19 protein-coding genes are annotated in these 24,096 nt (G+C 69.3%); 6 read left to right on the forward strand and 13 right to left on the reverse strand.

Annotated features, from left to right (window positions below; translation table 11 throughout):
* Positions 1-200 precede the first annotated feature (200 nt).
* Positions 201-1,193, forward strand: coding sequence for a LacI family DNA-binding transcriptional regulator (locus tag ACIQNU_RS23805; protein ID WP_401369727.1), 993 nt, complete (start codon positions 201-203; stop codon positions 1,191-1,193).
* Positions 1,194-1,260: 67 nt separating this feature from the next.
* Here the strand turns inward: ACIQNU_RS23805 and prcA are convergent, their stop codons facing one another.
* The 6 genes from prcA to arc form a co-directional block, all read right to left on the reverse strand.
* Positions 1,261-2,076: a proteasome subunit alpha gene (prcA, locus tag ACIQNU_RS23810; protein WP_401369729.1), complete on the reverse strand. Its 816-nt coding sequence runs from the start codon at positions 2,074-2,076 to the stop codon at positions 1,261-1,263.
* Positions 2,077-2,143: 67 nt separating this feature from the next.
* Positions 2,144-2,986, reverse strand: coding sequence for a proteasome subunit beta (gene prcB / locus ACIQNU_RS23815; protein ID WP_401369732.1), 843 nt, complete (start codon positions 2,984-2,986; stop codon positions 2,144-2,146).
* Positions 2,938-3,612, reverse strand: a complete 675-nt coding sequence (locus ACIQNU_RS23820) for an endonuclease VII domain-containing protein (RefSeq protein WP_401369733.1) — start codon at positions 3,610-3,612, stop codon at positions 2,938-2,940. The genes prcB and ACIQNU_RS23820 overlap by 49 nt, the downstream gene beginning before the upstream one ends.
* A complete protein-coding gene (locus ACIQNU_RS23825; RefSeq protein WP_401369735.1) occupies positions 3,566-3,784 on the reverse strand; it encodes a ubiquitin-like protein Pup in 219 nt (72 codons plus the stop codon). Before ACIQNU_RS23825 ends, ACIQNU_RS23820 begins: the two co-directional genes overlap by 47 nt.
* Positions 3,785-3,929: 145 nt before the next feature.
* Positions 3,930-5,441, reverse strand: coding sequence for a depupylase/deamidase Dop (gene dop, locus ACIQNU_RS23830; protein WP_401369738.1), 1,512 nt, complete (start codon positions 5,439-5,441; stop codon positions 3,930-3,932).
* Positions 5,442-5,683: 242 nt separating this feature from the next.
* A complete protein-coding gene (gene arc, locus ACIQNU_RS23835; RefSeq protein ID WP_401369740.1) occupies positions 5,684-7,450 on the reverse strand; it encodes a proteasome ATPase in 1,767 nt (588 codons plus the stop codon).
* A gap of 445 nt (positions 7,451-7,895) precedes the next feature.
* Between arc and ACIQNU_RS23840 the strand changes: the two genes are divergently transcribed.
* Entirely contained in the window at positions 7,896-8,204 is a 309-nt protein-coding gene (locus ACIQNU_RS23840) for a ferredoxin (protein ID WP_401369743.1), read from the forward strand.
* A gap of 93 nt (positions 8,205-8,297) precedes the next feature.
* Here ACIQNU_RS23840 and ACIQNU_RS23845 read toward each other — a convergent pair whose 3' ends face one another.
* The 3 genes from ACIQNU_RS23845 to ACIQNU_RS23855 all read right to left on the reverse strand — a co-directional run bounded on the left by ACIQNU_RS23845 (position 8,298) and on the right by ACIQNU_RS23855 (position 11,673).
* Positions 8,298-8,876 (reverse strand): hypothetical protein, encoded by a 579-nt coding sequence (locus ACIQNU_RS23845; RefSeq protein ID WP_401369746.1) that lies wholly within the window; start codon positions 8,874-8,876, stop codon positions 8,298-8,300.
* 168 nt (positions 8,877-9,044) lie between these two features.
* Positions 9,045-9,950: a tRNA (adenine-N1)-methyltransferase gene (locus ACIQNU_RS23850; protein ID WP_401369749.1), complete on the reverse strand. Its 906-nt coding sequence runs from the start codon at positions 9,948-9,950 to the stop codon at positions 9,045-9,047.
* 79 nt (positions 9,951-10,029) lie between these two features.
* Positions 10,030-11,673, reverse strand: coding sequence for a site-2 protease family protein (locus ACIQNU_RS23855; RefSeq protein ID WP_401369752.1), 1,644 nt, complete (start codon positions 11,671-11,673; stop codon positions 10,030-10,032).
* Positions 11,674-11,782: 109 nt separating this feature from the next.
* On the opposite strand from ACIQNU_RS23855, the gene ACIQNU_RS23860 reads away from it, so the two are divergent.
* Together ACIQNU_RS23860 and ACIQNU_RS23865 are read left to right on the forward strand one after the other, a co-directional pair.
* Entirely contained in the window at positions 11,783-12,730 is a 948-nt protein-coding gene (locus ACIQNU_RS23860; protein ID WP_401369755.1) for a RecB family exonuclease, read from the forward strand.
* A 176-nt stretch (positions 12,731-12,906) separates the two neighbouring features.
* Positions 12,907-13,578 (forward strand): response regulator, encoded by a 672-nt coding sequence (locus tag ACIQNU_RS23865; RefSeq protein WP_401369758.1) that lies wholly within the window; start codon positions 12,907-12,909, stop codon positions 13,576-13,578.
* Between the two features lie 81 nt (positions 13,579-13,659).
* Here ACIQNU_RS23865 and ACIQNU_RS23870 read toward each other — a convergent pair whose 3' ends face one another.
* The 4 genes from ACIQNU_RS23870 to metH form a co-directional block, all read right to left on the reverse strand.
* Positions 13,660-15,240 carry an ABC transporter substrate-binding protein gene (locus ACIQNU_RS23870; protein WP_401369761.1) on the reverse strand — a complete coding sequence of 527 codons (1,581 nt, stop codon included), beginning with the start codon at positions 15,238-15,240 and terminating at the stop codon, positions 13,660-13,662.
* Between the two features lie 37 nt (positions 15,241-15,277).
* Positions 15,278-16,882, reverse strand: a complete 1,605-nt coding sequence (locus tag ACIQNU_RS23875) for an ABC transporter substrate-binding protein (RefSeq protein WP_401369764.1) — start codon at positions 16,880-16,882, stop codon at positions 15,278-15,280.
* Positions 16,883-17,320: 438 nt separating this feature from the next.
* Entirely contained in the window at positions 17,321-18,019 is a 699-nt protein-coding gene (locus tag ACIQNU_RS23880) for an HAD family hydrolase (RefSeq protein WP_401369767.1), read from the reverse strand.
* A gap of 201 nt (positions 18,020-18,220) precedes the next feature.
* A complete protein-coding gene (gene metH / locus ACIQNU_RS23885; RefSeq protein WP_401369770.1) occupies positions 18,221-21,814 on the reverse strand; it encodes a methionine synthase in 3,594 nt (1,197 codons plus the stop codon).
* Between the two features lie 314 nt (positions 21,815-22,128).
* On the opposite strand from metH, the gene ACIQNU_RS23890 reads away from it, so the two are divergent.
* Both ACIQNU_RS23890 and ACIQNU_RS23895 read left to right on the forward strand, forming a co-directional pair.
* Positions 22,129-22,896 (forward strand): IclR family transcriptional regulator, encoded by a 768-nt coding sequence (locus tag ACIQNU_RS23890; protein ID WP_401369773.1) that lies wholly within the window; start codon positions 22,129-22,131, stop codon positions 22,894-22,896.
* A gap of 89 nt (positions 22,897-22,985) precedes the next feature.
* The gene (locus ACIQNU_RS23895) at positions 22,986-24,071 is read left to right on the forward strand and encodes an MIP/aquaporin family protein (protein ID WP_401369776.1); all 1,086 of its coding nucleotides are present in this window, start codon (positions 22,986-22,988) and stop codon (positions 24,069-24,071) included.
* The last annotated feature ends 25 nt before the right edge of the window (positions 24,072-24,096 follow it).

Below are 24,096 nucleotides of genomic sequence, written 5' to 3' on the forward strand. Positions count from 1 at the left end.
CTGCGTGGTGTTCCCGTGCTTCCCGTGTTCCCGGGGAGCACGGGAAGCAGTGTTACGTATAACTTCCGGGGTCATACGTACCATGGCCCCAGTCCGCCGGTCCACCTCACGGACGGATTCCAGCACTGCGGAGGGCACACGTGACGACCTCGGGGACGGCCTCGAAGGGGGCGGCGGCCGGCGGGAGCGGAGGCCGGGCGGTGACCAGCCGGGACGTGGCACGGGCCGCCGGAGTCTCACAGGCCGCCGTGTCGCTGGTCCTGGGCGACAAATGGCGCGGCCGGGTCGCCGAAGCCACCGCCCAACGAGTACGCACGGCCGCACGCGACCTCGGCTACCGGCCCAATCTCGCCGCCCGCAACCTACGGCTCGGCAGGACCCGCACCGCGCTGCTCGTCGTACCGGCACTGACCAACGAGTTCTTCGCCCGCGTCTACACCGGCGCGTCACGGGTCGCCGCCGAGCACGGCCTCGGCGTGGTCCTGTACCCCTCCCCCGAGGGCGTGGGGCCCGCCCGCGACCCGTTCGACTCGGCACGCGCCGCGCTCGACGGTGTCATCGCCTCATCCATGGCCTCGGACGCGCTCGCCACGATCCACGGCGACGAACTACCCCTCGTCATGCTCGACTCCGACCCGGCAGGCAGCCCCGGCGCGGCCGTCGTCAACCTCGACATCGCCGACGGCATGCGCCAGGTGACGGAACACCTGCTGACCCTCGGCCACCGCAACCTGCTGCACCTGGCATCCGCAGTGCCGTCCTGGACCTTCGACGAACGCGCCCGCGCCCTGACGGACACCACCCGCGGCACGGGCGTGTCGGTACGCAAGGTGGCGGCGCCCCTGACCGTGGAAGCCGCCCGGATGGCCACCGAGACGGCCCTCACCTCGGGCGGACCCCGGCCGACGGCGCTGGTCACCGACGACGACATGCTCGCCGCCGGCGCCTGCAAAGCCGCGCGCCGACTCGGGCTGCGAGTGCCGGAGGATCTGTCGGTCACCGGATTCGACGACCTCACCCTGGCGTCCGCGGTGGAACCGGAACTCACCACGGTCCGACTGCCCGCCGAAAATTTCGGCGAGCACGGCATGCGGGCCCTGCTGTCCGTACTCGACGGCCAGCGCCCCCCGCCCGTCGCCCTGCCGGTGACCCTGGTCGTACGCGGCTCCACGGCCCCACCACCGCCCCACTGAGCCCGGGAATGACCGAGCCCCGGCCGACAGAAGCCGACCGGGGCTCGGGAGGAACAGGGGGTACGCGCTAGTCGCCGTCGGAGCCGGACACCGAACCGGAACCGGAACCGGAGTCCTTACCCGAACCCGAGTCCGCGTCGTCGTCCGCCGCCGAGGACTCCTCGACCGCCGGAACAGCCGCCCCGTTCGCCTCCAGAAGACGCGAGAGCTGCGGGCCGACGATGCGCTTGAACTTCCGCTTCTGCGGGCGCGTACGGTCCAGGACGGCCACCTCAAGGCGCTCCGCGGGGATCTCCCGCTCACTCCCGTTGGTGTCCCGCGACAAGGCCTGCACGGCGAGCTTCAGCGCCGCCGACAGCGACATGCCGTCCTCGTGGCGCTGGTCCAGATACGTGCTGATCTGCTCCGCGTTCCCGCCGACCGCGACCGAACCGTGCTCATCGACGATCGAGCCGTCGTGCGGCAGCCGGTAGATCTGGTCACCCTCGGGACCGTCCCCGACCTCGGCGACGACCAACTCCACCTCGTACGGCTTCTCGGCGGAGCTGGAGAAAATGGTGCCGAGCGTCTGGGCGTAGACATTGGCCAGGCCGCGCGCCGTCACATCGTCACGGTCGTAGGTGTAGCCCCGCAGGTCGGCGTAGCGGACGCCGCCGATACGGAGGTTCTCGTACTCGTTGTACTTGCCGGCCGCGGCGAAACCGATGCGGTCGTAGATCTCGCTGAACTTGTGCAGCGCGCGGGACGGATTCTCACCGACGAACACGATGCCGTCGGTGTACTGGAGGACGACCAGGCTGCGGCCCCGGGCGATGCCCTTGCGCGCATACTCCGCCCGGTCGGCCATGGCCTGCTGGGGTGAGACATAGAACGGCGTCGACACCGGCTGTCCGTCCCTTTCTGTCAGTCGCGATTACGGTTTCGGGCCAGGGGGCCGGGAAGGCCAGGCGTCAGAGCAGCGCCGCGCGCGGGCCGTCGGGCTGCTCCAGGCGCCGTTCCAGAATCGAACGGGCGATCGCGGAGGACTCCTCCTCCGTCACCCTGCGGAAACCGTCGTCGGTGATCACGGTCACGATCGGATAGATCCGGCGGGCCACATCGGGACCACCGGTCGCCGAGTCCTCGTCCGCCGCGTCATAGAGCGCCTGGACGACGAGCGTCGTCGCCTGGTCCTCGGTCAGGTCCTCGCGATAGAGCTTCTTCATCGACCCACGCGCGAAGATCGAGCCGGAGCCGGTGGCCGCGAAGCCGTGCTCCTCGGACCGGCCGCCCGTCACGTCGTACGAGAAGATGCGGCCCTTGCCGCGGTCCACGTCATAGCCCGCGAACAGCGGGACCACGGCGAGACCCTGCATGGCCATACCGAGGTTGGAACGGATCATCGTGGACAGGCGGTTCGCCTTGCCCTCCAGGGAGAGCTGGGCGCCCTCCACCTTCTCGAAGTGCTCCAGCTCCAGCTGGAACAGCTTGACCATCTCCACGGCGAGACCGGCGGTGCCCGCGATACCCACCGCGGAGTACTCGTCCGCCGGGAAGACCTTCTCGATGTCGCGCTGGGCGATCATGTTGCCCATGGTCGCCCGCCGGTCGCCGGCGAGCACCACGCCACCCGGGAAGGTGGTCGCGACGATCGTCGTGCCGTGCGGCGCCTCGACGGCCCCCTTCACGGGCAACGCCCGCCCGCCCGGGAGCATTTCGGGCTGATGCGTGGAGAGAAAGTCCACGAAGGACGACGACCCTGGCGTCAGGAAGGCAGCCGGTAGACGCCCGGTGCTACGAGTGTTGGCTTCCACGCGTTTCCTTCCACGTATGCCGCAGCCCGCCTTATGGCCTCGGGCTGATCCTTGAACTGTCCCAGCGCAGCGTTACAGCTGAAGCACAGTACGCCACGGACCCTACCCGTCTTATGGCAGTGATCCACATGCGCGGCCGGAGCCGACAAACATATGCAGCAGACGCCACCTTGGGAAGCGATCAACCCATCGCGCTCCGCTTCGGTGATGCCGTACTGACGCTTCAGATGCCCCGCCCGCCCCTTGGTCGCCCGGCAAGCCTTGCAACTCGTCGACAAACCGTCGGAAGCGGAGGCGTTGCGATGCCACTCGCCGTGCGGCTTGACCTCTTTGCAGCTCCGGCAGAACTTGTGCCCTTCCGGGGTCTTCACCCGCGGTCGGACGTTCTTCCCCTTCGCCACCTGCCGGGCCTGGTGGTACTCCGCCCAGCACTCCCGGCAGTAGGCCTGAAGTCCATCGCGGGCCGCCTTGTTACTGGCGAACGCCGCCCGCGGCTTGGACTGCTTGCACCGCGAGCAACGCTTCGCCTCCTGCTCCACCACCGAACCCCCCGAACCTTCGAAACGAAGGAAAAACGACCTACTGACCACCCTTCTGAACGAAGGAACGCACGAAATCCTCGGCATTCTCCTCGAGGACATCGTCAATTTCGTCAAGAACCGAGTCGACGTCGTCGCTCAGCTTCTCCTGGCGTTCCTTGAGGTCGTCCGAGGCCTGCGCGTCCTGCGCCTGCTCCTCGACGTCCTCCGTCGTCCGCGTGGCCTTCTGCTGTCCGCCGCCGGTGTCCTTGGTCGCCATCACCCTCACCCCGCTCGGTTCGCCCGCTCAGTTCGATCGGTCAAGATCAGACCCTACAAGCAGGGTCCGACATCGGCCCCTGCGTTCCTACAACGTCCGGGGGCCACCACGATGATTCCCGGACGGGGCACCTTTCAGCCGCCGGTCAGCCTCCGGATAGAACCTTGACCAGATCCTCCGCCGTGCGGCACCGGTCGAGCAGCTCCTTCACGTGATTACGCGTTCCGCGAAGCGGCTCCAGCGTGGGCACCCGCTGGAGCGAGTCACGGCCCGGCAGATCGAAGATCACCGAGTCCCAGGAGGCCGCGGCCACGTCGTCCGCGTACTGCTCCAGGCACCGGCCGCGGAAGTACGCGCGGGTGTCCTCCGGAGGCTTCGTACGGGCCCGCTCGACGTCGGGCTCGTCCAGCAGCCGCTGCATCCTGCCGCGCGCCACGAGCCGGTTGTACAGGCCCTTCTCGGCCCGTACGTCGGCGTACTGGAGGTCGACCAGGTGCAGCCGGGCGGCGTCCCAGTCGAGGTCGTCACGGCGCCGGTAGCCCTCCATGAGTTCCCGTTTGGCGACCCAGTCCAGCTCCCCTGCCAGGCTCATCGGGTCGTTCTCCAGGCGGTTGAGGACGTCCTCCCAGCGGGTGAGGACGTCCTTGGTCTGGTCGTCGGCGTCCGCGCCGTACCGCTCCTCGACGTACTTCCTGGACAGCTCGAAGTACTCCATCTGGAGCTGTACGGCCGTCAGAGTGCGTCCGCTGCGGAGGGTGACGAGATGCTGGAGGGTGGGGTCGTGGGAGACCTGGTGGAGTGTGCGCACCGGCTGGTCGACCGCCAGGTCGACCGCGATGAAGCCGTCCTCGATCATGGACAGGACGAGTGAGGTGGTGCCCAGTTTGAGGTAGGTGGAGATTTCCGAGAGGTTGGCGTCGCCGATGATCACATGGAGGCGCCGATACCGCTCGGCGTCGGCGTGCGGCTCGTCCCGGGTGTTGATGATGGGCCGTTTGAGTGTGGTCTCCAGGCCGACCTCGACTTCGAAGTAGTCGGCGCGCTGGCTGAGCTGGAATCCGTGCTCGTGGCCGTCCTGGCCGATGCCGACGCGTCCGGCGCCGGTGACGACCTGGCGGGAGACGAAGAACGGTGTGAGGTGGCGCACGATGTCCGAGAACGCGGTTTCGCGCTTCATCAGGTAGTTCTCGTGCGTGCCGTAGGACGCGCCTTTGTTGTCGGTGTTGTTCTTGTAGAGGTGGATCGGCTGGGCGCCGGGCAGCTGGGCGGCCCGTTCGGCGGCCTCGGCCATGATCCGTTCGCCGGCCTTGTCCCAGAGGACGGCGTCCCGCGGATTGGTGACCTCGGGGGAGCTGTATTCGGGGTGGGCGTGGTCGACGTAGAGACGCGCACCGTTGGTGAGGATGACATTGGCGAGGCCGATGTCCTCGTCGGTGAGCTGGCTGGAGTCGGCGGCCTCGCGCGCGAGGTCGAAGCCTCGTGCGTCCCGCAGCGGGTTCTCCTCCTCGAAATCCCAGCGGGCGCGGCGCGCCCGGTGCATCGCCGCCGCGTAGGCGTTGACGATCTGGGACGAGGTGAGCATGGCATTGGCGTTGGGGTGGCCGGGGACGGAGATCCCGTACTCCGTCTCAATGCCCATTACTCGCCGTACGGTCATGCGGCCCTCCTTGCCCGGCGGCGCCCCCAGGCGGGGGCGGCGCTCAAGTACCGCTGGTGCTCCGGTGCGTGTGCGGTGCCCGTCCCCGCACTGCGCGACCCGGCGGTACGAAAGAGCCTAGAACGCCTTTGCGCTGGTGGGGAGATCATTTGCGTCATTGCTGGTCGGTGTCAGCCGATCGCACCCCCGCAAAGCAGTCGGCTGCGGGTACCCGTGAAGGAGACCCGCAGCCGTCCTGGCTTTTACAGGTACTGACCGGTATTCGCCACTGTGTCGATGGAGCGTCCGGTGTCGGCGCCCTGCTTTCCGGTGACAAGGGTGCGGATGTACACGATCCGCTCGCCCTTCTTTCCGGAGATCCGGGCCCAGTCGTCCGGGTTGGTGGTGTTCGGCAGGTCCTCGTTCTCCTTGAACTCGTCCACGCAGGCCTGGAGGAGGTGGGAGACCCTGAGGCCCTTCTGGTTCTGTTCGAGGAATGCCTTGATGGCTGCTTTCTTGGCGCGGCCGACAATGTTCTCGATCATGGCGCCGGAGTTGAAGTCCTTGAAGTAGAGGACTTCCTTGTCGCCGTTGGCGTACGTCACTTCGAGGAAGCGGTTTTCCTCGGTTTCGGCGTACATCTGCTCGACGGCTGTCTGAATCATGCCCTGGACGGTGACCGAGCGGTCGCCGCCGTGCTCGCCGAGGTCGTCCGCGTGGAGCGGGAGGCGTTCGGTGAGGTATTTGGCGAAGATGTCCTTCGCGGCCTCGGCGTCGGGCCGCTCGATCTTGATCTTCACGTCGAGCCGGCCGGGCCGCAGGATGGCGGGGTCGATCATGTCCTCGCGGTTCGAGGCGCCGATCACGACCACGTTTTCCAGGCCTTCCACGCCGTCGATCTCGGCGAGGAGCTGGGGGACGATGGTGTTCTCCACGTCCGAGCTGACGCCGGAGCCGCGGGTGCGGAAGAGGGATTCCATCTCGTCGAAGAAGACGATGACAGGGGTGCCCTCGCTGGCCTTCTCCCGGGCGCGCTGGAAGACGAGCCGGATCTGGCGCTCGGTCTCACCGACGTACTTGTTGAGGAGTTCGGGGCCCTTGATGTTGAGGAAGAAACTCTTTCCCGAGGCCTGTCCTGTGACCTCGGCGACCTTCTTCGCGAGGGAGTTGGCGACGGCCTTGGCGATGAGTGTCTTGCCACAGCCGGGAGGGCCGTAGAGCAGGACGCCCTTCGGGGGCCTCAGTTCGTGCTCCTTGAACAGGTCGGGGTAGAGGTAGGGCAGCTCGACCGCGTCCCGGATCAGTTCGATCTGGTTGCCCAGGCCGCCGATCTGTTCGTAGCCGATGTCCGGGACCTCTTCGAGGACCAGTTCCTCGACCTCGCTCTTGGGCACGACTTCGTAGACGTAGCCGGAGCGGGGTTCGAGCAGGAGGGCGTCGCCGGGGCGGATGGTGATGTCGAGGAGGGGTTCGGCGAGCCTGACGACCCGCTCCTCGTCGGTGTGGCCTACGACCAGGGCGCGCTCGCCGTCCTCCAGGATCTCCTTGAGGGTGACGATGTCGCCGTGCCGCTCGTACTCCATGGCCTCGACCACGTTGAGCGCTTCGTTGAGCATCACTTCCTGGCCGCGCCGCAGCTCGTCGAGGTCGACGCTGGGGCTGACGTTCACCCGGAGCTTCCTGCCTCCGGTGAAGATGTCGGCGGTGCCGTCTTCGTTCGCTTCCAGGAAGACGCCGAAGCCCGCGGGTGGCTGTGCCAGCCGGTCGACTTCTTCCTTGAGGGCCACGATCTGGTCGCGGGCCTCACGGAGCGTGTTCGCCAGTCTCTCGTTCTGAGCGGAGACGCCCGCCAGATTCGTCTGCAACTCGACGATTCGCTCTTCGAGAATCCTCGTGTGCCGCGGAGAGTCGGCGAGCTTGCGTCGCAGGACGGCGATCTCCTGCTCAAGATAGGCAATCTGACCGGCGGGGTCGTCGGACCCCCGACCCGGGCGGATGCCGCGGTTCATGTCGTCGTCGTGGGCTGCCACGGTCCTCACCTCCTCCAAGGGGAGCTGGACGCTTCCAGACCCTACCTGGGTGGGTGTCGATTGAAACCCCTAGATCACAAAGACGGTCGGGGTGTGTCCGATCTTCACCCTTGCGCTCTCCCTCACGCCAGTGGAATACCCATCCAACAACATCGGAAAGCGGGCCGGTATGCCCACGAACTGTTCAACACCCATCAGAGGACGGCCGACTTGTGCTCAAGGAGCACGGTTCGACCGGCCGGCCGGGGGCCCGGGGCGATCTTCCGCCCCGCGCGCGGGGCGCTTGTCCGCCGTGCGTTCCGGCCGACTCAGGGCGCGCGGGCGGCGACGCAGGGTGACCGTTACGGGTGCCTGGGGGATCCCGAGGTCGCCGCCGTCGCGAGTCGGGGGGCGGTTGTATCGTCGAACCGTCCAACACACGCGGGATACGGCAGGAGATACGACCGTGCAGCACGACGACCGGTCCGGCAGCCAGGGCAGTGACGATCTGGAGGTCTGGATCGACCAGGACCTGTGCACGGGCGACGGGATCTGTGTGCAGTACGCGCCGGAGGTCTTCGAGCTGGACATCGACGGTCTGGCGTATGTGAAGAGCGCGGAGGACGAGCTGCTCCAGACGCCGGGGGCCACGGCGCCGGTTCCGCTGCCGCTGCTGCGTGATGTCGCGGACTCCGCGAAGGAGTGTCCTGGCGACTGCATCCATGTCCGGCGCGCTTCGGACAAGGTCGAGGTTTACGGGCCCGACGCGGCGTAACCGCACGCTGCACGAAGCGTCACCATACGAACACGCCACGTCACGAAGGGCCGTCGGGTACGGCGGTCTCCCGGCCGGTCCGCCCGACCCGCCTCAGACGCTGCGGGCCTCGGACGGTGTCGAGCGGACGAACGCGCCGTTCTTCCACTGCCACTTGACCTTCTCCTGCTCGTCGGGGCAGCAGTTGGGCACCTCGGGCGACGAGTAGCCGAGGAGGGTGGCGGTGACGGCGCCGGAGCGGACGGTGAAGTCGGTGACGTTGTACCGGTCCTTCGGGTCGACCAGGGTGGCGACGACGCGGGGCGGTGCGGTGGTGTCGGTGCCGCGGGTGATCACGTAGAGGCCGCTGGGCGGGGTGCCCATGCCGGCGTCGCAGCGGACCACGGCGACGGTTTCGGGGCGGCCGTCCCCGTCGAGGTCACCGGACGCCTTCTCCAGGACGACGGGTTCCACCGGGCCGCAGTCGAGCGGGAAGGTGACGTCTGCCGGGTCGGGTGCCGGTCCCGTGGCGGCTCTGGAGTGGGTCTTCGGGCCGTTCTGGGCGGCGGTGGCGGCGTCGGGCTGGAGGAAGGACGTGCCCGCGACGACGGCGGCCAGGGCGGCGGCCGTGGCGACCCAGTGGATGGGGCCTGTCTGCGTGTGCGCGAGTTCCGGAACAACGGATTGCTGCACGAGGAGTGTCTCCTGTGAGGGCTGTGCCGGTGGGGGTGGCCAGCATCGTGCCACACGTCACGGCGTCGCGGAACGCCGGGGGCCACCGCGCCCTTCAAGGAGACGGAAGTGCGGGTGAGTTCCCCATGGGAACCGGGAACTCACCCGCACCACCCAGCCGTTGACCGGTTACGTCGTCGGTACGCCGCCGTCGGCGTTGGGACCGGAGTAGTCCTCCCCGTAGGCGCCCTTCGCCGGGCGGCGGCGGCGCATCGGGGGTTCGACACCGTCGGCGAGGCGGCGGGCGGTGAGGAGGAAGCCGGTGTGGCCGATCATGCGGTGGTCGGGGCGGACGGCGAGGCCTTCGATGTGCCAGTTGCGGACCATCGATTCCCACGCGGTCGGCTCGTTGAAGCCGCCGATCTCGCGGATGGATTCGACGGTGCGGGCGAGCTGCGTGGTCGTGGCGACGTAGCAGCAGAGGATGCCGCCGGGCACCAGCGCCTTGGAGACGGCCTCCAGGCACTCCCAGGGGGCGAGCATGTCCAGGATGACGCGGTCGATCTCGGTGTCGGACAGGTTGTCCTGGAGGTCGCCGACGGTGAGCTGCCAGGCGGGGTGGGGGGAGCCGAAGTAGCGCTCCACGTTCTGCCGGGCGATGTCCGCGAAGTCCTCACGGCGCTCGTAGGAGTGCAGCATGCCCTGGTCGCCGACGGCCCGGAGCAGGAAGCTGCTCAGGGAGCCGGAGCCGACGCCCGCCTCGACGACGCGCGCGCCGGGGAAGATGTCGGCGAACGAGAGGATCTGCCCCGCGTCCTTGGGGTAGACCACGGCGGCGCCGCGGGGCATGGACAGGACATAGTCGGGGAGCAGGGGGCGCAGTGCCAGATAGGCGACGTTTCCCGTGGTGCGGACAACGCTGCCCTCGGGAGCGCCGATCAGCTCGTCGTGCGGGAAGGAACCCTTGTGGGTGTGGAAATTCTTCCCTGCTTCGAGCGTGAACGTGTAGTGGCGGCCCTTGGGGTCGGTCAGCTGAACCTGGTCCCCGACCTTGAAGGGCCCGCGGCGGCGGGCGGCACCGGTCGGTTCGGACATGTGACCAGCCTACCGGGCGTCACAGGGCCGGAGGACCACGGCCGGACGTCCCGGGCGCGGGGCGGGTGGGGCGGGTGGGTCAGTTGGGGCGGGCCATCGCCTTGACGAAGGCGCGCTCGACGTCGGCCGCCGACAGGACCCCGTAGATCTCCCCGGACTCCTCCACGACGAGGTATTCGGTGGCGGGGGTCGCGCGCAGGACGTCGAGAAGTTCCTCGCCCGCGAGTTCGGCGGAGACCCGCATGCCGTCGGTGAGGTCCTGTGCGAGGCCGCTGACGGCGACCCAGGGGCGGCGGTGTTCGGGGACGCCGACGATGGCGGCCTCGCGCACCACGGCGAGGGGTTCGCCGTCGGGCGCGACGACGACGAGGGCGCGGGCGCCCGCGTCGTTGGCGCGGCGCAGGGCCTCCGAGAGCGGTGTGCTGGTCTCGACGGGGACCGCGCGGCGGGTCAGTGTGCGGGCCCGCAGGTCGGGCAGGTGTTCGCGCAGTCGTGCCATGCGGAGGCTGTTGCCGGCGCCGGTCCAGATGATCGCGGCGAGGATCGCGGCGAGCAGGGCGTCCGTGACGGTGTCCATGCCGCCCATGTTCTGGCTGGTGGGGCCGAGGGCGCCGGACTGGGTGAGCAGGGGAAGGCCGATGAGGACGGAGACGGCGAGCGCGCGGCCGACCCAGGCGGCGGCGACGGTGCCGCTCATGGGCCTGCCGGTGATCTTCCAGACGACGGCCCGCAGCATCCGGCCGCCGTCCAGGGGCAGGCCGGGGAGCAGGTTGAAGGCGGCCACGATCAGGTTGGAGATCATCAGCCCGGCGAGCAGCACTCCGGGGACCGTGCCGGGTTCGACGGCCTGCATGGAGGCGTAGAACACTCCGGCGAGTACGAGGGAGAGCAGCGGTCCGACGAAGGCGAGGACGAATTCGCGGCCGGGTGTCTCGGCCTCCTTCTCGATCTCCGAGACCCCGCCGAAGAACTGGAGCTGGATGCGGCGTACGGGGAGCTTGAAGCGGAGGGCGGCGACGGTGTGGGCGAGTTCGTGGATGAGGACGGAGCCGTAGAACGCGACGGCGAAGAACAGGGCGACGAGATAGCGGGCGGCGCCCAATTCGGGCAGGACGCGGTCGAGCTGGCCGCCGAACACCCAGGTGATCAGGGCGGCGACGAGGAACCAGCTCGGGGCGACGTACACGGGGACGCCGAAGGGGCGGCCCATGAGGATGCCGCCGCCGGGTTCGCGGGCCCGCTGGGGCTTGCCCTGGTCCTGCCCCGGCCCCTGTCCGAGCCCGGGGCCCTGGTGGTGCTGTCCCCGGCCCGAACCGTGTCCCTGGCCGTGTCCCTGGTTCTGGGGTCCGTCGTGGTGGTCGGTGTGCGCCACGGGGTAGCCGGGCGCCCTGTCGCGTGGGTCGGCCGGACGGTGGGCGTGCTCGTGCCCGTCGCCCTGCGCCCGGGTGTGGTCGGGCCGGGCCGCCGCGTCCGGTCCGGCCGTTTCGGGCTTCTTGTGCAGGTCGGGCGGGCCCGGGGCCGGGTCCGGAGGTGTGGACGGTGTCGTCCGTTCCGGGGCCGGGGGCTCGGGCGTGCCGGGGGGCGGGCCGTCGGCCGGGTTGTGCTCCGGGCGGTCCGTGGTCGGCGTGTCGTCCGGGTCGCCGGGGCGCGGGCGGACCTCGCGGTGGTCGTCCGCGTCGCTGCTGCCCGGTTGCGGCTGCCCGCTCCCGCCGCTCTCGTTCACGATGTCCCCTCGTTCGATGCGTCCCTCACTCCCGATCATGCAGGGCGGGAGGGTCTGCCGTCGATGGTATGCGTCGGGGTGTCAGTGACGGGCCGTAGGGTCTGTCTCCATGGAAACCAGCATCGGCGATCCGGGGACCCCCGCGCGCCCGGCGTCGTTGTCGCCTTCGCGCGCGAGCGACTTCATGCAGTGCCCGCTGCTGTACCGGTTCCGGGTGATCGACAGGCTGCCGGAGAAGCCGAGCCCGGCGGCGACGCGGGGCACGCTGGTGCACGCGGTCCTGGAGCGCCTTTTCGACGCGCCGGCCGCCGAGCGGACCGCCCCGCGCGCGAAGGCGCTGATCCCGGGCCAGTGGGACCGGCTGCGGGAGGCGAGGCCGGAGCTGGCGGAGCTGTTCGCCGACGCCCCGGAGCAGGCGGACGGCGCGGATACGGAGGCACCGGGTGCCGGTAAGACAGGCGAGGCGGGCGAGTCGGGCGCCGTGCGTCTGGAGCGCTGGCTCGCGGAGGCCGGTCAACTCGTCGAGCGCTGGTTCACTCTGGAGGACCCGACCCGGCTGGAGCCCGCCGAGCGTGAGCTGTTCGTGGAGACCGAGCTGCCGTCGGGTCTGCGGCTGCGCGGCATCATCGACCGGGTGGACGTGGCGCCGACGGGCGAGGTCCGCATCGTCGACTACAAGACGGGCAAGGCCCCCCGCCCGGAGTACGCGGACGGCGCCCTGTTCCAGATGAAGTTCTACGCCCTGGTGGTCTGGCGGCTGAAGGGCGTCGTCCCGCGCCGGCTCCAGCTCGTCTATCTGGGCAGCGGCGACGTCCTGACGTACGACCCGGTGGTGGCGGATCTGGAGCGGGTCGAGCGGAAGCTGCACGCCCTGTGGGACGCGATCCGGGAGGCCACCGACACCGGGGAGTGGCGGCCCCGGCAGACCAAGCTGTGCGGCTGGTGCGACCACCGGGACCGCTGTCCGGAATTCGGCGGCACTCCCCCGCCGTATCCCCTGCCGGTCAGGGCGCCCGAGTCGGCCGGCACCGAGCAGGGCAGAATGGGGCCGGACTAGGGCCTCTCGTTTGGATCATGCCGGGCTCGCGGGCCCTGGCACCGCACCTCGCCGCGTTGTCGTCGGTCGCCAGGGCGCCGCCCTGACTCCCTCCTCCGCCTTGCGATGCACGGCACCAGACCCCGCTCCCTGATCCGACCTGATCCAAACGAAAGACCCTAGCGAAGGAGATCTACGTGGCCATCCGCGTCCTACTGGTCGACGACCAGCCGCTGCTGCGCACCGGCTTCCGGATGATTCTGGAGGCGGAGGCGGACCTGGCGGTCGTCGGCGAGGCCGGAGACGGCCTCCAAGCTCTCGACCAGGTGCGGGCGCTCCAGCCCGATGTGGTCCTCATGGACATCCGTATGCCGCGTATGGACGGCGTCGAGGCGACCCGGCAGATCACCGGGCCCGGCAAGGACGGTCCGGCGAAGGTTCTGGTGCTGACCACGTTCGATCTCGACGAGTACGTGGTGGAGGCGCTGCGGGCGGGCGCGAGCGGCTTTCTGCTCAAGGACGCGCCGGCCAATGAGCTGGTCCAGGCGATCCGGGTGGTGGCCGCGGGCGAGGCGATGCTCGCGCCGAGCATCACGCGGCGGCTGCTCGACAAGTACGCCGACCATCTGCCGTCGGGCGACGACCCGGTGCCGGACACCCTGCACACCCTCACCGAGCGTGAGGTAGAGGTGCTGAAGCTGGTGGCGCGCGGGCTGTCGAACGCGGAGATCGCGGCGGACCTCTTCGTGAGCGAGACGACCGTGAAGACGCATGTCGGCCATGTGCTGACGAAGCTGGGGCTGCGCGACCGGGTGCAGGCGGCGGTGTACGCGTACGAGAGCGGGCTGGTGCGGCCGGGCGCCCAGTAGGCCACCAGGGCACGCAGTCACCCCGGGACATACGGAACGGCCGCCCCCGCAAGGGCGGCCGTTCTTCGTACGTGGGCCGGGTCAGCCCTTGCTGATCTCCCAGAACCGGAACACCGTCGACGCGTCGAGGCAGTTCTCCAGGCCGTACACGCTGTCGCCGACGACGGCGTACTGCTTGGCCTGCCAGAGCGGGATGATCGGGATGTCCCGGGCGACGAGCCGCTGGAGGCGGTCGTAGTCCTCGCCGGTGGCGCCGCGGTCGCTCTCGGCGGCGGTGGCCGGGATGATGTCGTGGGTGATGGTCCGGTTCTCGTAGTTGTTGCCGAGGACATTGCCCTCGCCGAAGAACGGGGCGGTGAAGTTGTCCGGGTCCGGGTAGTCCGGCACCCAGCCCTTCACGTACACGCCGTACTTGCCGTTGTGGACGTCCCGCTCGTACTGGCTGAAGTCGACGGACTTCACCTTGGCGTCGAACAGGCCGCTGGCGTTGAGCTGCTTGGCCATCGTCTCGAACTCCTGGTCCGTGCTGGGGCCGTAGCGCGACGGCGTGGACCAGAGGGTGAGTTCGACCTTCTCGGTGATGCCTTCGGCGCGCAGCGCGGCCTCGGCCTTGGCGCGCTGGGGGCGGGCGCCGTAGAGGTCGAAGAAGGCCGTGTTGTGGCCGCTGATGCCCGCCGGGATGATCGAGTACAGCGGTTGGGCGGTGCTGTCGTAGACCTCCTGGACGACGGCTTCGCGGTCGATCAGATAGGCCATCGCCTTGCGGACGCCGAGTTTGCCGACGACGGGGTCCTTCATGTTGAAGACCAGGTGCTGCACCTCGGCGCTGGTGCCCTCGACGATGTCGATGCCCTGGCTGGTGCTGGTGTCCCGCTCGATGTCGGCGATGTCCTTGGCGGCGAGTCCGCGGTAGGCGACGTCGACGTCCTTGCCGAGGAGCGCCTTCTTGAGGGCGCTCTGGTCGCCGTGGAAGAACCGGAGGGTGACCCCGGAGTTCTTGACGTGGGCGGTGCCCTTGTAGTCCGGGTTGACGGAGAAGACGGCGCGGTTCTTGTCGAAGGAGTCGAGCTTGTACGGGCCCGAGCCGACTGCTTTGCCGTCGGTGCGCAGCTTGCCCGCGGGGTAGTCACGGCGGTTGACGATCGATCCGGCGCCGGAGGCTATTTTGCTGGGGAAGGTGGCGTCGGGGACGTTGAGTTTGAAGACGACGGTCTTGGCGTCCGGGGTTTCGACCTTGTCCAGCATCGGGAACATGATGGCCGGTCCGGCGTCGTCGTTGATCTTCATCATGCGGTCGAAGGAGAACTTCACGTCGGCCGATGTGAGGGGGTCGCCGTTGCTGAAGGTGAGGCCGTCGCGGAGGGTGCAGCTGAAGACCTTGGTCTTCGTGTCCGTGAACCCGCACTGCTTCGCGGCCTCCGGTTCAGGTTCCACTCCGGCGATCGGGAAGCTCAGCAGCGACTGGAAGACGTTGTTGAACAGCAGCCAGGAGCCGGGGTCGTAGCCGGAGGCGGGGTCGGTCGCCTGGACGTCGTCGGACATGCCGACGACGATCCCCTTGCCTCCGGAGCCGCCCTGCTCGGAACCGCATCCGGTCAGCGTGGCCGCGGCCAGCCCTGCCACGACGGACAGGACCGGCCACGGGGTGGTGCGAAGTTTCACGATCTGCCTTGTCGGTACAAGGGGCAGCAGCCGGGCATCAGCCCTTCACGCCTCGGCTCAGCTCCCACAGCTGAAGGTTCGACGAGGAGTCGAGCGCCCACTCGACCCCCTGGATGTCGTCGCGTGCGGCGACGTACTGCTTGCCCTGCCACAGCGGCAGCACGGGTACGTCGTCGGCGACGATGCTCTGGATCTTCTCCAGGCTCTTCGACGCCGTCAACCGGTCGGCCTCTCGGCGCGACTCCGGAATCAGTTCGTTACGAATCTTGCTGTTCGCGTAGGGCGAGGCGAGGAAGTTGCCCTCGTCGAGGAAGGGGGCGACGAAGTTGTCGGCGTCGGGGAAGTCCGGGAACCAGCCGAGGCCGTAGACGGCGTACTTGCCTTCCAGCTCGTTGGGCCGGAACTCGGCCCACTTGGTGCCCTTGATGTCCACCTGGAAGAGGCCGCTGGCGTTGAGCTGCTTCTGAAGGTGCTCGAACTCCTTCTTGGTGCCCTCGCCGTAGTGGTCGGTGGTGTAGTTGAGCGTGAGCTTGACCGGCGTGGTGACGGCGGCCTGCTCCAGGATCTGCTTCGCCTTGTCGACGCTCGGGTCGCCGTACTTGTTGAAGAAGGAGTTGGCGTGCCCGGTGATGGTGGCCGGGACCAGCGAGTAGAGCGGTTCGGCCATCGAGCCGTAGACGCTGGAGGCGAGTTCACCGCGGTTGACGAGCTGGGCCATCGCCTGGCGGACGGCCTTGGTGCGGGCGCCGGGGGCGTCGGTGTTGAAGCCGAGGTAGCGGATCTCCAGACCGGGCGTCTCGATCAGGTTGATGTTCTTGCCCGGGTCGTCCGACAGCTTCTGGATCTGGGCCGGTGACATGGTGCGCGTCATCATGTCGATGTCGCCCTTGTCGAGGGCGGTGCCCATGTCGTCGGCGTCCAGGAAGGAGCGGAGTTCGACCTTGCCGTTCTTCGGGTTCAACTGGCCCTTGTAGTTCGTGTTCTTGGTGAACACGACCTTGACGACGACATCGTCCTTGACCTGCGCGGACGCCTTGTAGGGGCCCGAGCCGTCGATGTCGAAGCCGTTGCGCAGCTTCGACTTGGAGTAGTCGGCGGGGTGCACGATGCCGGCGACGGGGGTTGCCAGCTTGAACGGGAACGTCGCGTCGGCCGTCTTGAGGTGGAAGACGACCTTGCTCTCGCCCTGGGTCTCGACGGTGTCGATGTTGGCGAGGAGGCCGGAGACTCCGCTGTCCGCGTTGATGGCGCGCACCCGGTCGATGGAGTACTTCACATCGGCCGCGGTGACGGCGTCGCCGCCGGAGAACTTGAGGCCGTCGCGCAGGGTGCACTCGTAGCGCTCGTTGCCCGTGTCGGTGAAGCCGCACTGACGGGCGGCCTCCGGTACGGGCTCGCCGCCGCCGCGGGGCAGCGCCATGAGCGTCTGGATGGTCTGCCGCAGGACGTTCCACGATCCGGCGTCGTACGCGTATGCCGGGTCGAAGGGGGCCGGAGCCTTCTTGGACGCCGCGAACTGGTCGGTGGTGCCGACGACGATGGCGCTGTCGCCGTTGCTGCCGCTGTCGGTACCGCCACACGCTGCGAGGACCGGGGCCAGCAGGCCGATGACGGCCGGCAGCACCAAACTCTTGCGGTTCATGCTCGACGTTCTCCAGAGCTGTCGATCCCGCAACCCGGCAACGGGGGTGTGGTGACGGGACACGGGGGTTACGGCGATGTTCTCGCGACGACATTAGTGCGACCGGCCACGGCCGCCCCACGGGACCGGAGTTGGCTGCGGGCGGCTGTTCATCACGCAGTGAAACCGGGTGTGGACACACCGAAAACCCGACAGTGGAAGGTTTCGTGCACCTTCTCATCAATCAGGACACAAAGGCACACGGAATGCCCCCACACCGGGGCCGACGGCACAGGATCACCCCTCTGTCGAGACTCCGCAACGTGGGAAAGGTCACACGTTCAACTTCATTGCCCGGAAAGGCAATTCGCCCGGACCGATGCCCATTGCATGCAATGGCCCGGTCGGGCGGGGCCTGAACAGGGTTCGACGCGGGATGGGGGCGGGATCGGGGCGAGGTCAGGAAAGGGGCACCAGACCCCGGAGGAAGGGCAGATCGACCTCTTCGAGCGAGGTCACCACGGTCCGCCCGGCCGCCGCCGCGATCGGTGCGACCGACGGCACCACCACGACCCGGCAGCCGGCCGCCTCGGCGGCGGCGACACCCGTCGCGGTGTCCTCGACGACGGCGCACCGTGCGGGGTCCGCGCCGAGCCCGGCGGCGGCGATCAGATACGGGTCGGGGTACGGCTTGGTGCGCTCCACCTCGTCACCGGCGACGGTCAGTGCGAAGTTCGCGTGGCCCAGCGAGTGCAGCACCCGGTCGATGATGCGGCGGTGCGAGGCGGACACCAGGGCGGTCGGCACCTCGTGGGCGGCCAGCTCGGCGAGGAGGCGGGCGGCGCCCGGCATGAGGGGCAGCGAGCCGTTGATGCGGTGCTCGAACCCCTCGTTCAGGAGGAGGGTCAGCTCGGGGATCGTGATGTCGGCGCCGGTCGCCTCGATGAGGAAACAGGCGCTGCGGGTCATGGGCCCGCCGACGACGACGTCCCGCCACGACTCGTCCAGGGCGTGCCCGAGGCCGGCGAACACCTCGACCTCGGCGTCCCACCAGAACCCCTCGGTGTCGACCAGGGTGCCGTCCATGTCGAGGAGCACGGCCTGCAGCGCTGAGCCTTCGGCCGTTCGGGTACCGAGAGCGGGGACCGTACTGGTCATCCGGGCACACCTCCATGAGGGACGAGAAGGCCGGCCGCCACTCCACGGGAGAAGGCAACCGGCCTGCACTGGACCGACAAGTGTACGACGTGTGCCGGTGAACGCGCGTTGAACGCTTCCCGGCGGGGCCCCGGCAGGCCCCCGCCGGGCCCCACGGGGTCGCCACGGGGTCCCGCGGGCCTCAGCGGGCCCTCTCGGGCCTCAGCGGGCGTTGAAGTACTTGGCCTCGGGGTGGTGGATCACGAGGGCGTCCGTGGACTGCTCGGGGTGCAGCTGGAACTCCTCCGAGAGCACCACGCCGATCCGCTCCGGCTCCAGGAGCCGCGCGATCTTCGCCCGGTCGGCCAGCTCGGGGCACGCTCCGTAACCGAGTGAGAACCGGGCGCCGCGGTACTTCAGGGCGAACATGTCCTCGATCTCGGTGGGGTCCTCGCCCGCGAAGCCCAGCTCGGAGCGGACCCGTGCGTGCCAGTACTCGGCGAGGGCCTCGGCGAGCTGGACGGACAGGCCGTGCAGCTCCAGGTAGTCCCGGTAGGCGTTGGCCTCGAACAGCTCGGCGGTGGCCTCGCCGATCCGTGAGCCGACGGTGACGACCTGGAGGCCCACGACGTCGGTCTCGCCGGACTCCTCCGGGCGGAAGAAGTCGGCCAGGCAGAGGCGCCGGCCCCGGCGCTGGCGCGGGAAGGTGAAGCGGGTGCGCTCGTTGCCCTGCTCGTCCAGGAGGATCAGGTCGTCGCCCTTGGAGACGCACGGGAAGTAGCCGTAGACGACGGCGGCCTCCAGCAGGTTCTCCGTCTGGAGCTTGTCCAGCCAGCCGCGCAGCCGGGGCCGGCCCTCGGTCTCGACCAGCTCCTCGTACGTGGGTCCGTCGCCCGCGCGGCTCTGCTTGAGGCCCCACTGCCCCTTGAACAGGGCGCCCTCGTCCAGCCAGGACGCGTACTCCTTGAGCTGGATGCCCTTGATCACGCGGGTGCCGAGGAACGGCGGGGTCGGCAGCGGGTTGTCCACGGCGACGTCTGAGCGGACCGCGCCCTCCTCGGGGCGCTCCTCGACGGCGGTGGCGGCGGCCCGTACGCGGCGCTGCTTCAGCTCGGGCAGTGCGGCGCCCGGGACGCCCCGCTTGACGGCGATCAGGGCGTCCATGAGGCGCAGGCCCTCGAAGGCGTCACGGGCGTAGCGAACCTCGCCCTGGTAGATCTCGTGCAGGTCCTGCTCGACGTAGGCCCTGGTCAGGGCGGCGCCGCCGAGGATGACCGGATACTCGGCGGAGAGTCCGCGCTGGTTCAGCTCCTCCAGGTTCTCCTTCATGATCACCGTGGACTTGACCAGGAGGCCCGACATGCCGATGACGTCGGCGCTGTGTTCCTCGGCGGCCTCCAGGATCGCGGAGACGGGCTGCTTGATGCCGAGGTTGACCACGTTGTAGCCGTTGTTCGACAGGATGATGTCGACCAGGTTCTTGCCGATGTCGTGGACGTCGCCGCGCACGGTCGCGAGGACGATCGTGCCCTTGCCCTCGGAGTCGGACTTCTCCATGTGCGGTTCGAGGTGGGCGACGGCCTTCTTCATGACCTCGGCGGACTGGAGCACGAACGGCAACTGCATCTGGCCGGAGCCGAAGAGTTCCCCGACGACCTTCATACCGTCCAGGAGGGTGTCGTTGACGATGTCCAGGGCGGGGCGCTCGGTGAGGGCGGCGTCGAGGTCGGCTTCGAGGCCGTTCTTCTCGCCGTCGATGATGCGGCGCTTGAGGCGCTCGTCCAGGGGCAGGGCGGCGAGTTCCTCGGCCTTGCCCTCCTTCATCGACTTCATGTTGACGCCCTCGAACAGCTCCATGAGCTTCTGGAGGGGGTCGTAGCCCTCGGCGCGCCGGTCGTAGATCAGGTCGAGCGCGGTCGTGACCTGCTCCTCTTCGAGGCGCGCGATCGGCAGGATCTTGGAGGCGTGGACGATCGCCGAGTCCAGGCCCGCCTTGACGCACTCGTCGAGGAACACGGAGTTGAGGACGACACGGGCGGCCGGGTTGAGGCCGAAGGAGATGTTGGAGAGGCCGAGCGTGGTCTGCACGTCGGGGTGGCGGCGCTTGAGTTCGCGGATCGCCTCGATGGTGGCGATGCCGTCCCCCCGGGACTCCTCCTGACCGGTGCAGATGGTGAACGTGAGGGTGTCGATGAGGAGGTCGGACTCGTGGATGCCCCAGGTGCCGGTGAGGTCGCCGATGAGGCGTTCGGCGATGGCGACCTTGTGTGCGGCGGTGCGGGCCTGGCCCTCCTCGTCGATGGTGAGGGCGATCAGGGCGGCGCCGTGCTCCTTGGCGAGCGCGGTGACCTTGGTGAAGCGGGACTCGGGGCCGTCTCCGTCCTCGTAGTTCACGGAGTTGATGACGGCGCGTCCGCCGAGCTTCTCCAGGCCCGCGCGCAGCACGTCGATCTCGGTGGAGTCCAGGACGATCGGCAGCGTGGACGCGGTGGCGAAGCGCCCGGCGAGTTCCTCCATGTCGGCGACGCCGTCCCGGCCGACGTAGTCGACGCACAGGTCGAGCATGTGCGCGCCTTCGCGGATCTGGTCGCGGGCCATCTCGACGCAGTCGTCCCACCGGCCGTCGAGCATGGCCGTACGGAACTTCTTGGAGCCGTTGGCGTTGGTCCGCTCACCGATCGCGAGGTAGGAGGTGTCCTGGCGGAACGGCACCGTCTGGTAGAGCGAGGCGGCGCCGGGCTCGGGGCGCGGGGAGCGCTCGGGCGGCGTGACACCGCGGACCCGCTCCACGACCTGGCGCAGATGCTCGGGCGTCGTACCGCAGCAGCCGCCGACCAGGGACAGGCCGTACTCGCGGACGAACGTCTCCTGGGCGTCGGCCAGCTCGGGCGCGGTGAGCGGGTAGTGGGCGCCGTCCTTGCCGAGGACGGGCAGACCGGCGTTCGGCATGCACGACAGGGGGACGCGCGCGTGCCGGGCGAGATAGCGCAGGTGCTCGCTCATCTCGGCGGGTCCGGTGGCGCAGTTCAGCCCGATCATGTCGATGCCGAGCGGTTCCAGGGCAGTCAGGGCCGCGCCGATCTCGGAGCCGAGGAGCATGGTGCCGGTGGTCTCGACGGTGACGGAGCAGATCAGCGGCAGGTCGGTGCCGGTGAGGTCGAGGGCGCGGCGGGCGCCGAGGAGGGCGGCCTTGGTCTGGAGGAGGTCCTGCGTGGTCTCGACGATCAGCGCGTCGGCGCCGCCTTCGATCATGCCTTCGGCGTTCTGCTGGTAGGCGTCGCGCAGGGCGCCGTACGGGGCGTGGCCGAGGGTGGGGAGCTTGGTGCCGGGGCCCATGGAGCCGAGGACCCAGCGCTGCTGTCCGGTGGCGGCGGTGAACTCGTCGGCGACCTCGCGGGCGATCCGGGCGCCGGCCTCGGAGAGTTCGTGTACGCGACCGGGGATGTCGTACTCGCCGAGTGCGGAGAGGTTGGCGCCGAAGGTGTTGGTCTCGACGCAGTCGACGCCCACGGAGAAGTACGCCTCGTGGACCGAGCGGACGATGTCGGGGCGCGTGACGTTGAGGATCTCGTTGCAACCCTCTAGGTTCTCGAAGTCGTCGAGAGTGGGGTCCTGCGCCTGGAGCATGGTGCCCATCGCACCGTCGGCCACCACCACGCGGCTCGCGAGCGCGGCGCGGAGGGCGTCCGTCCGGGTCCGGCTCGCGGCTGCCGCGGTCGGCGCGGAGGGGCCGGCGGACGGGGCGGAGGGGGCGGCGGACGCGGGGCTCGCGGTGGGCGCGGGGGACGGAGTCGAAGGGGTCGGCGACGAGGCCATGAAGAAGCTCCCAGGAGTGCGACGGCTGTCGGCTTTGCGGCTTCCGGTGGAAGGCGCACCCCGCCAGAGTAGCCGGGACCGGCGCTGCGGGGCGGAAGCGTCCAGGACGCGGGACGGCGGTGAGGGGTGGTGAAGGGGGCGGCGACCTGGGCGGTGGCGGAGTGCGGCACGGGTCGAACGCAGGGCTTCCGCCCATTGGCGGAGGGTCGGCAACGACCGATACTGTTCAGCATTGCCGAACGCCCCTTCCGGGCCGTGTTCGGAGCCGCACAGCGGGGCGGCACCATTCCACGAGGACGGAGGAGGGAGCCGCGATGGCACGGAACATCCAGTCGCTGGAACGGGCGGCGGCCATGCTGCGCCTCCTCGCGGGCGGCGAGCGCCGGCTCGGCCTCTCCGACATCGCCTCCTCGCTCGACCTGGCGAAAGGCACGGCGCACGGCATCCTGCGCACCCTCCAGGCGGAGGGCTTCGTCGAGCAGGACCCCGCGTCGGGCCGCTATCAGCTGGGCGCCGAGCTGCTGCGCCTGGGCAACAGCTACCTCGACGTGCACGAACTGCGGGCCCGCGCCCTGGTGTGGACCGACGACCTGGCCCGGTCCAGCGGCGAGAGCGTGTACCTGGGCGTTCTGCACCAGCACGGCGTCCTGATCGTCCACCACGTCTTCCGGCCCGACGACAGCCGCCAGGTCCTGGAGGTCGGGGCGATGCAGCCGCTGCACTCCACGGCGCTCGGCAAGGTGCTCGCCGCATACGACCCGGTGGCGCACAGCCAGGCCCTGGAGGTCGAGCGGAAGTCGTTCACGGCGCACACCGTGACCGGCCTGGACGACTTCGAGGGCGTCCTCGGCCTGACCCGCGCGCGGGGTTACGCGGCGGACATAGAGGAGACCTGGGAAGGCGTCGCCTCGGTGGCGGCGCCCATTCACGACCGGCGGCGGATGCCGGTCGGCGCGGTCGGGGTCACCGGCGCCGTGGAGCGGGTCTGCAGGGACGACGGCGACCTGCGGCCCGAGCTGATCGCGGCGGTACGGGACTGTGCGCGCGCCGTGTCACGGGATCTGGGCGCCAGCCGGTTCTGAGGGCCGCAGCGCGACGCTTCTGAGGGCCACGGCCCCCCTGAAGGCGCCGCTCGTTTCTTCATGGCACCCGTCCGTCTCCGGGCTCACCCATGTCCCGTAACCGATCGCCGTCGCCGATCGCGCTCACCAATCACCGTCACCGATCGCCTTTCCCGATCAATAACGATCGCGTTTTCGATAACTGCACCCTTGACGCGCCCGCGACCCCACAGCAAGACTCCCGTCCACCGGTCGGCATTGTCGAACAGCTAACGGCAATACGCGCTAGGGTGTGGCAACGCCAAGGGCCGGCAACGATCCCTGGACGAAGGACAAAGGAGTCGCGGGTGTCCAGCTCCGACATCTTCATCGGCGAGACCATAGGAACCGCCGTACTCATCCTGTTGGGCGGTGGTGTGTGCGCCGCCGTCACGCTGAAGCGTTCGAAGGCGCGCGACGCCGGCTGGCTCGCCATCGCCTTCGGGTGGGGCTTCGGCGTACTGACCGCCGCCTATCTGGCCGGCGGGGTGTCCGGCGCCCACCTCAACCCGGCGGTCACGCTCGGTCTCGCCATCGAGGGCGGCACCAAGTGGAGCGACGTACCGCTCTACCTCGCCTCGCAGCTCCTCGGCGCCATGATCGGCGCCGTACTGGTCTGGCTGACCTACTACGGCCAGTTCCAGGCCCATCTCACCGACCGCGAGATCGTCGGCGGCCCCGGCGCGCAGGACACCCTCGCGCCCGCCACGCAGAACTCCACGCAGACTTCCGCGCAGACCTCCGCGCAGACCTCCGCGCTGAAGTCGTCCCGGAGCGGCCCCGGCCCCGTCCTCGGCATCTTCTCGACCGCGCCGGAGATCCGGAACGCCGTCCAGAACCTCACCACCGAGATCATCGCGACCGTCGTCCTGGTCCTCGCCATCCTCACCCAGGGCCTCAACGACGAGGGCAACGGCCTCGGAGTGCTCGGCGCCCTGGTGACCGCGCTGGTGGTGGTCGGTATCGGCCTCTCGCTCGGCGGCCCGACGGGGTACGCCATCAACCCGGTGCGCGACCTCGGACCGCGCATTGTGCATGCGCTTCTGCCGCTTCCGAACAAGGGTGGGTCCGACTGGGCCTACGCATGGGTCCCGGTGGCGGGTCCGCTGATTGGCGGCGCCATCGCGGGCGGTATCTACAACATCGCCTTCAAGTAGGAGTAGGCCGCCCCGTTCCGACCCG

It is taken from the genome of Streptomyces sp. NPDC091292 (assembly GCF_044757265.1).
Lineage (GTDB): Bacteria > Actinomycetota > Actinomycetes > Streptomycetales > Streptomycetaceae > Streptomyces.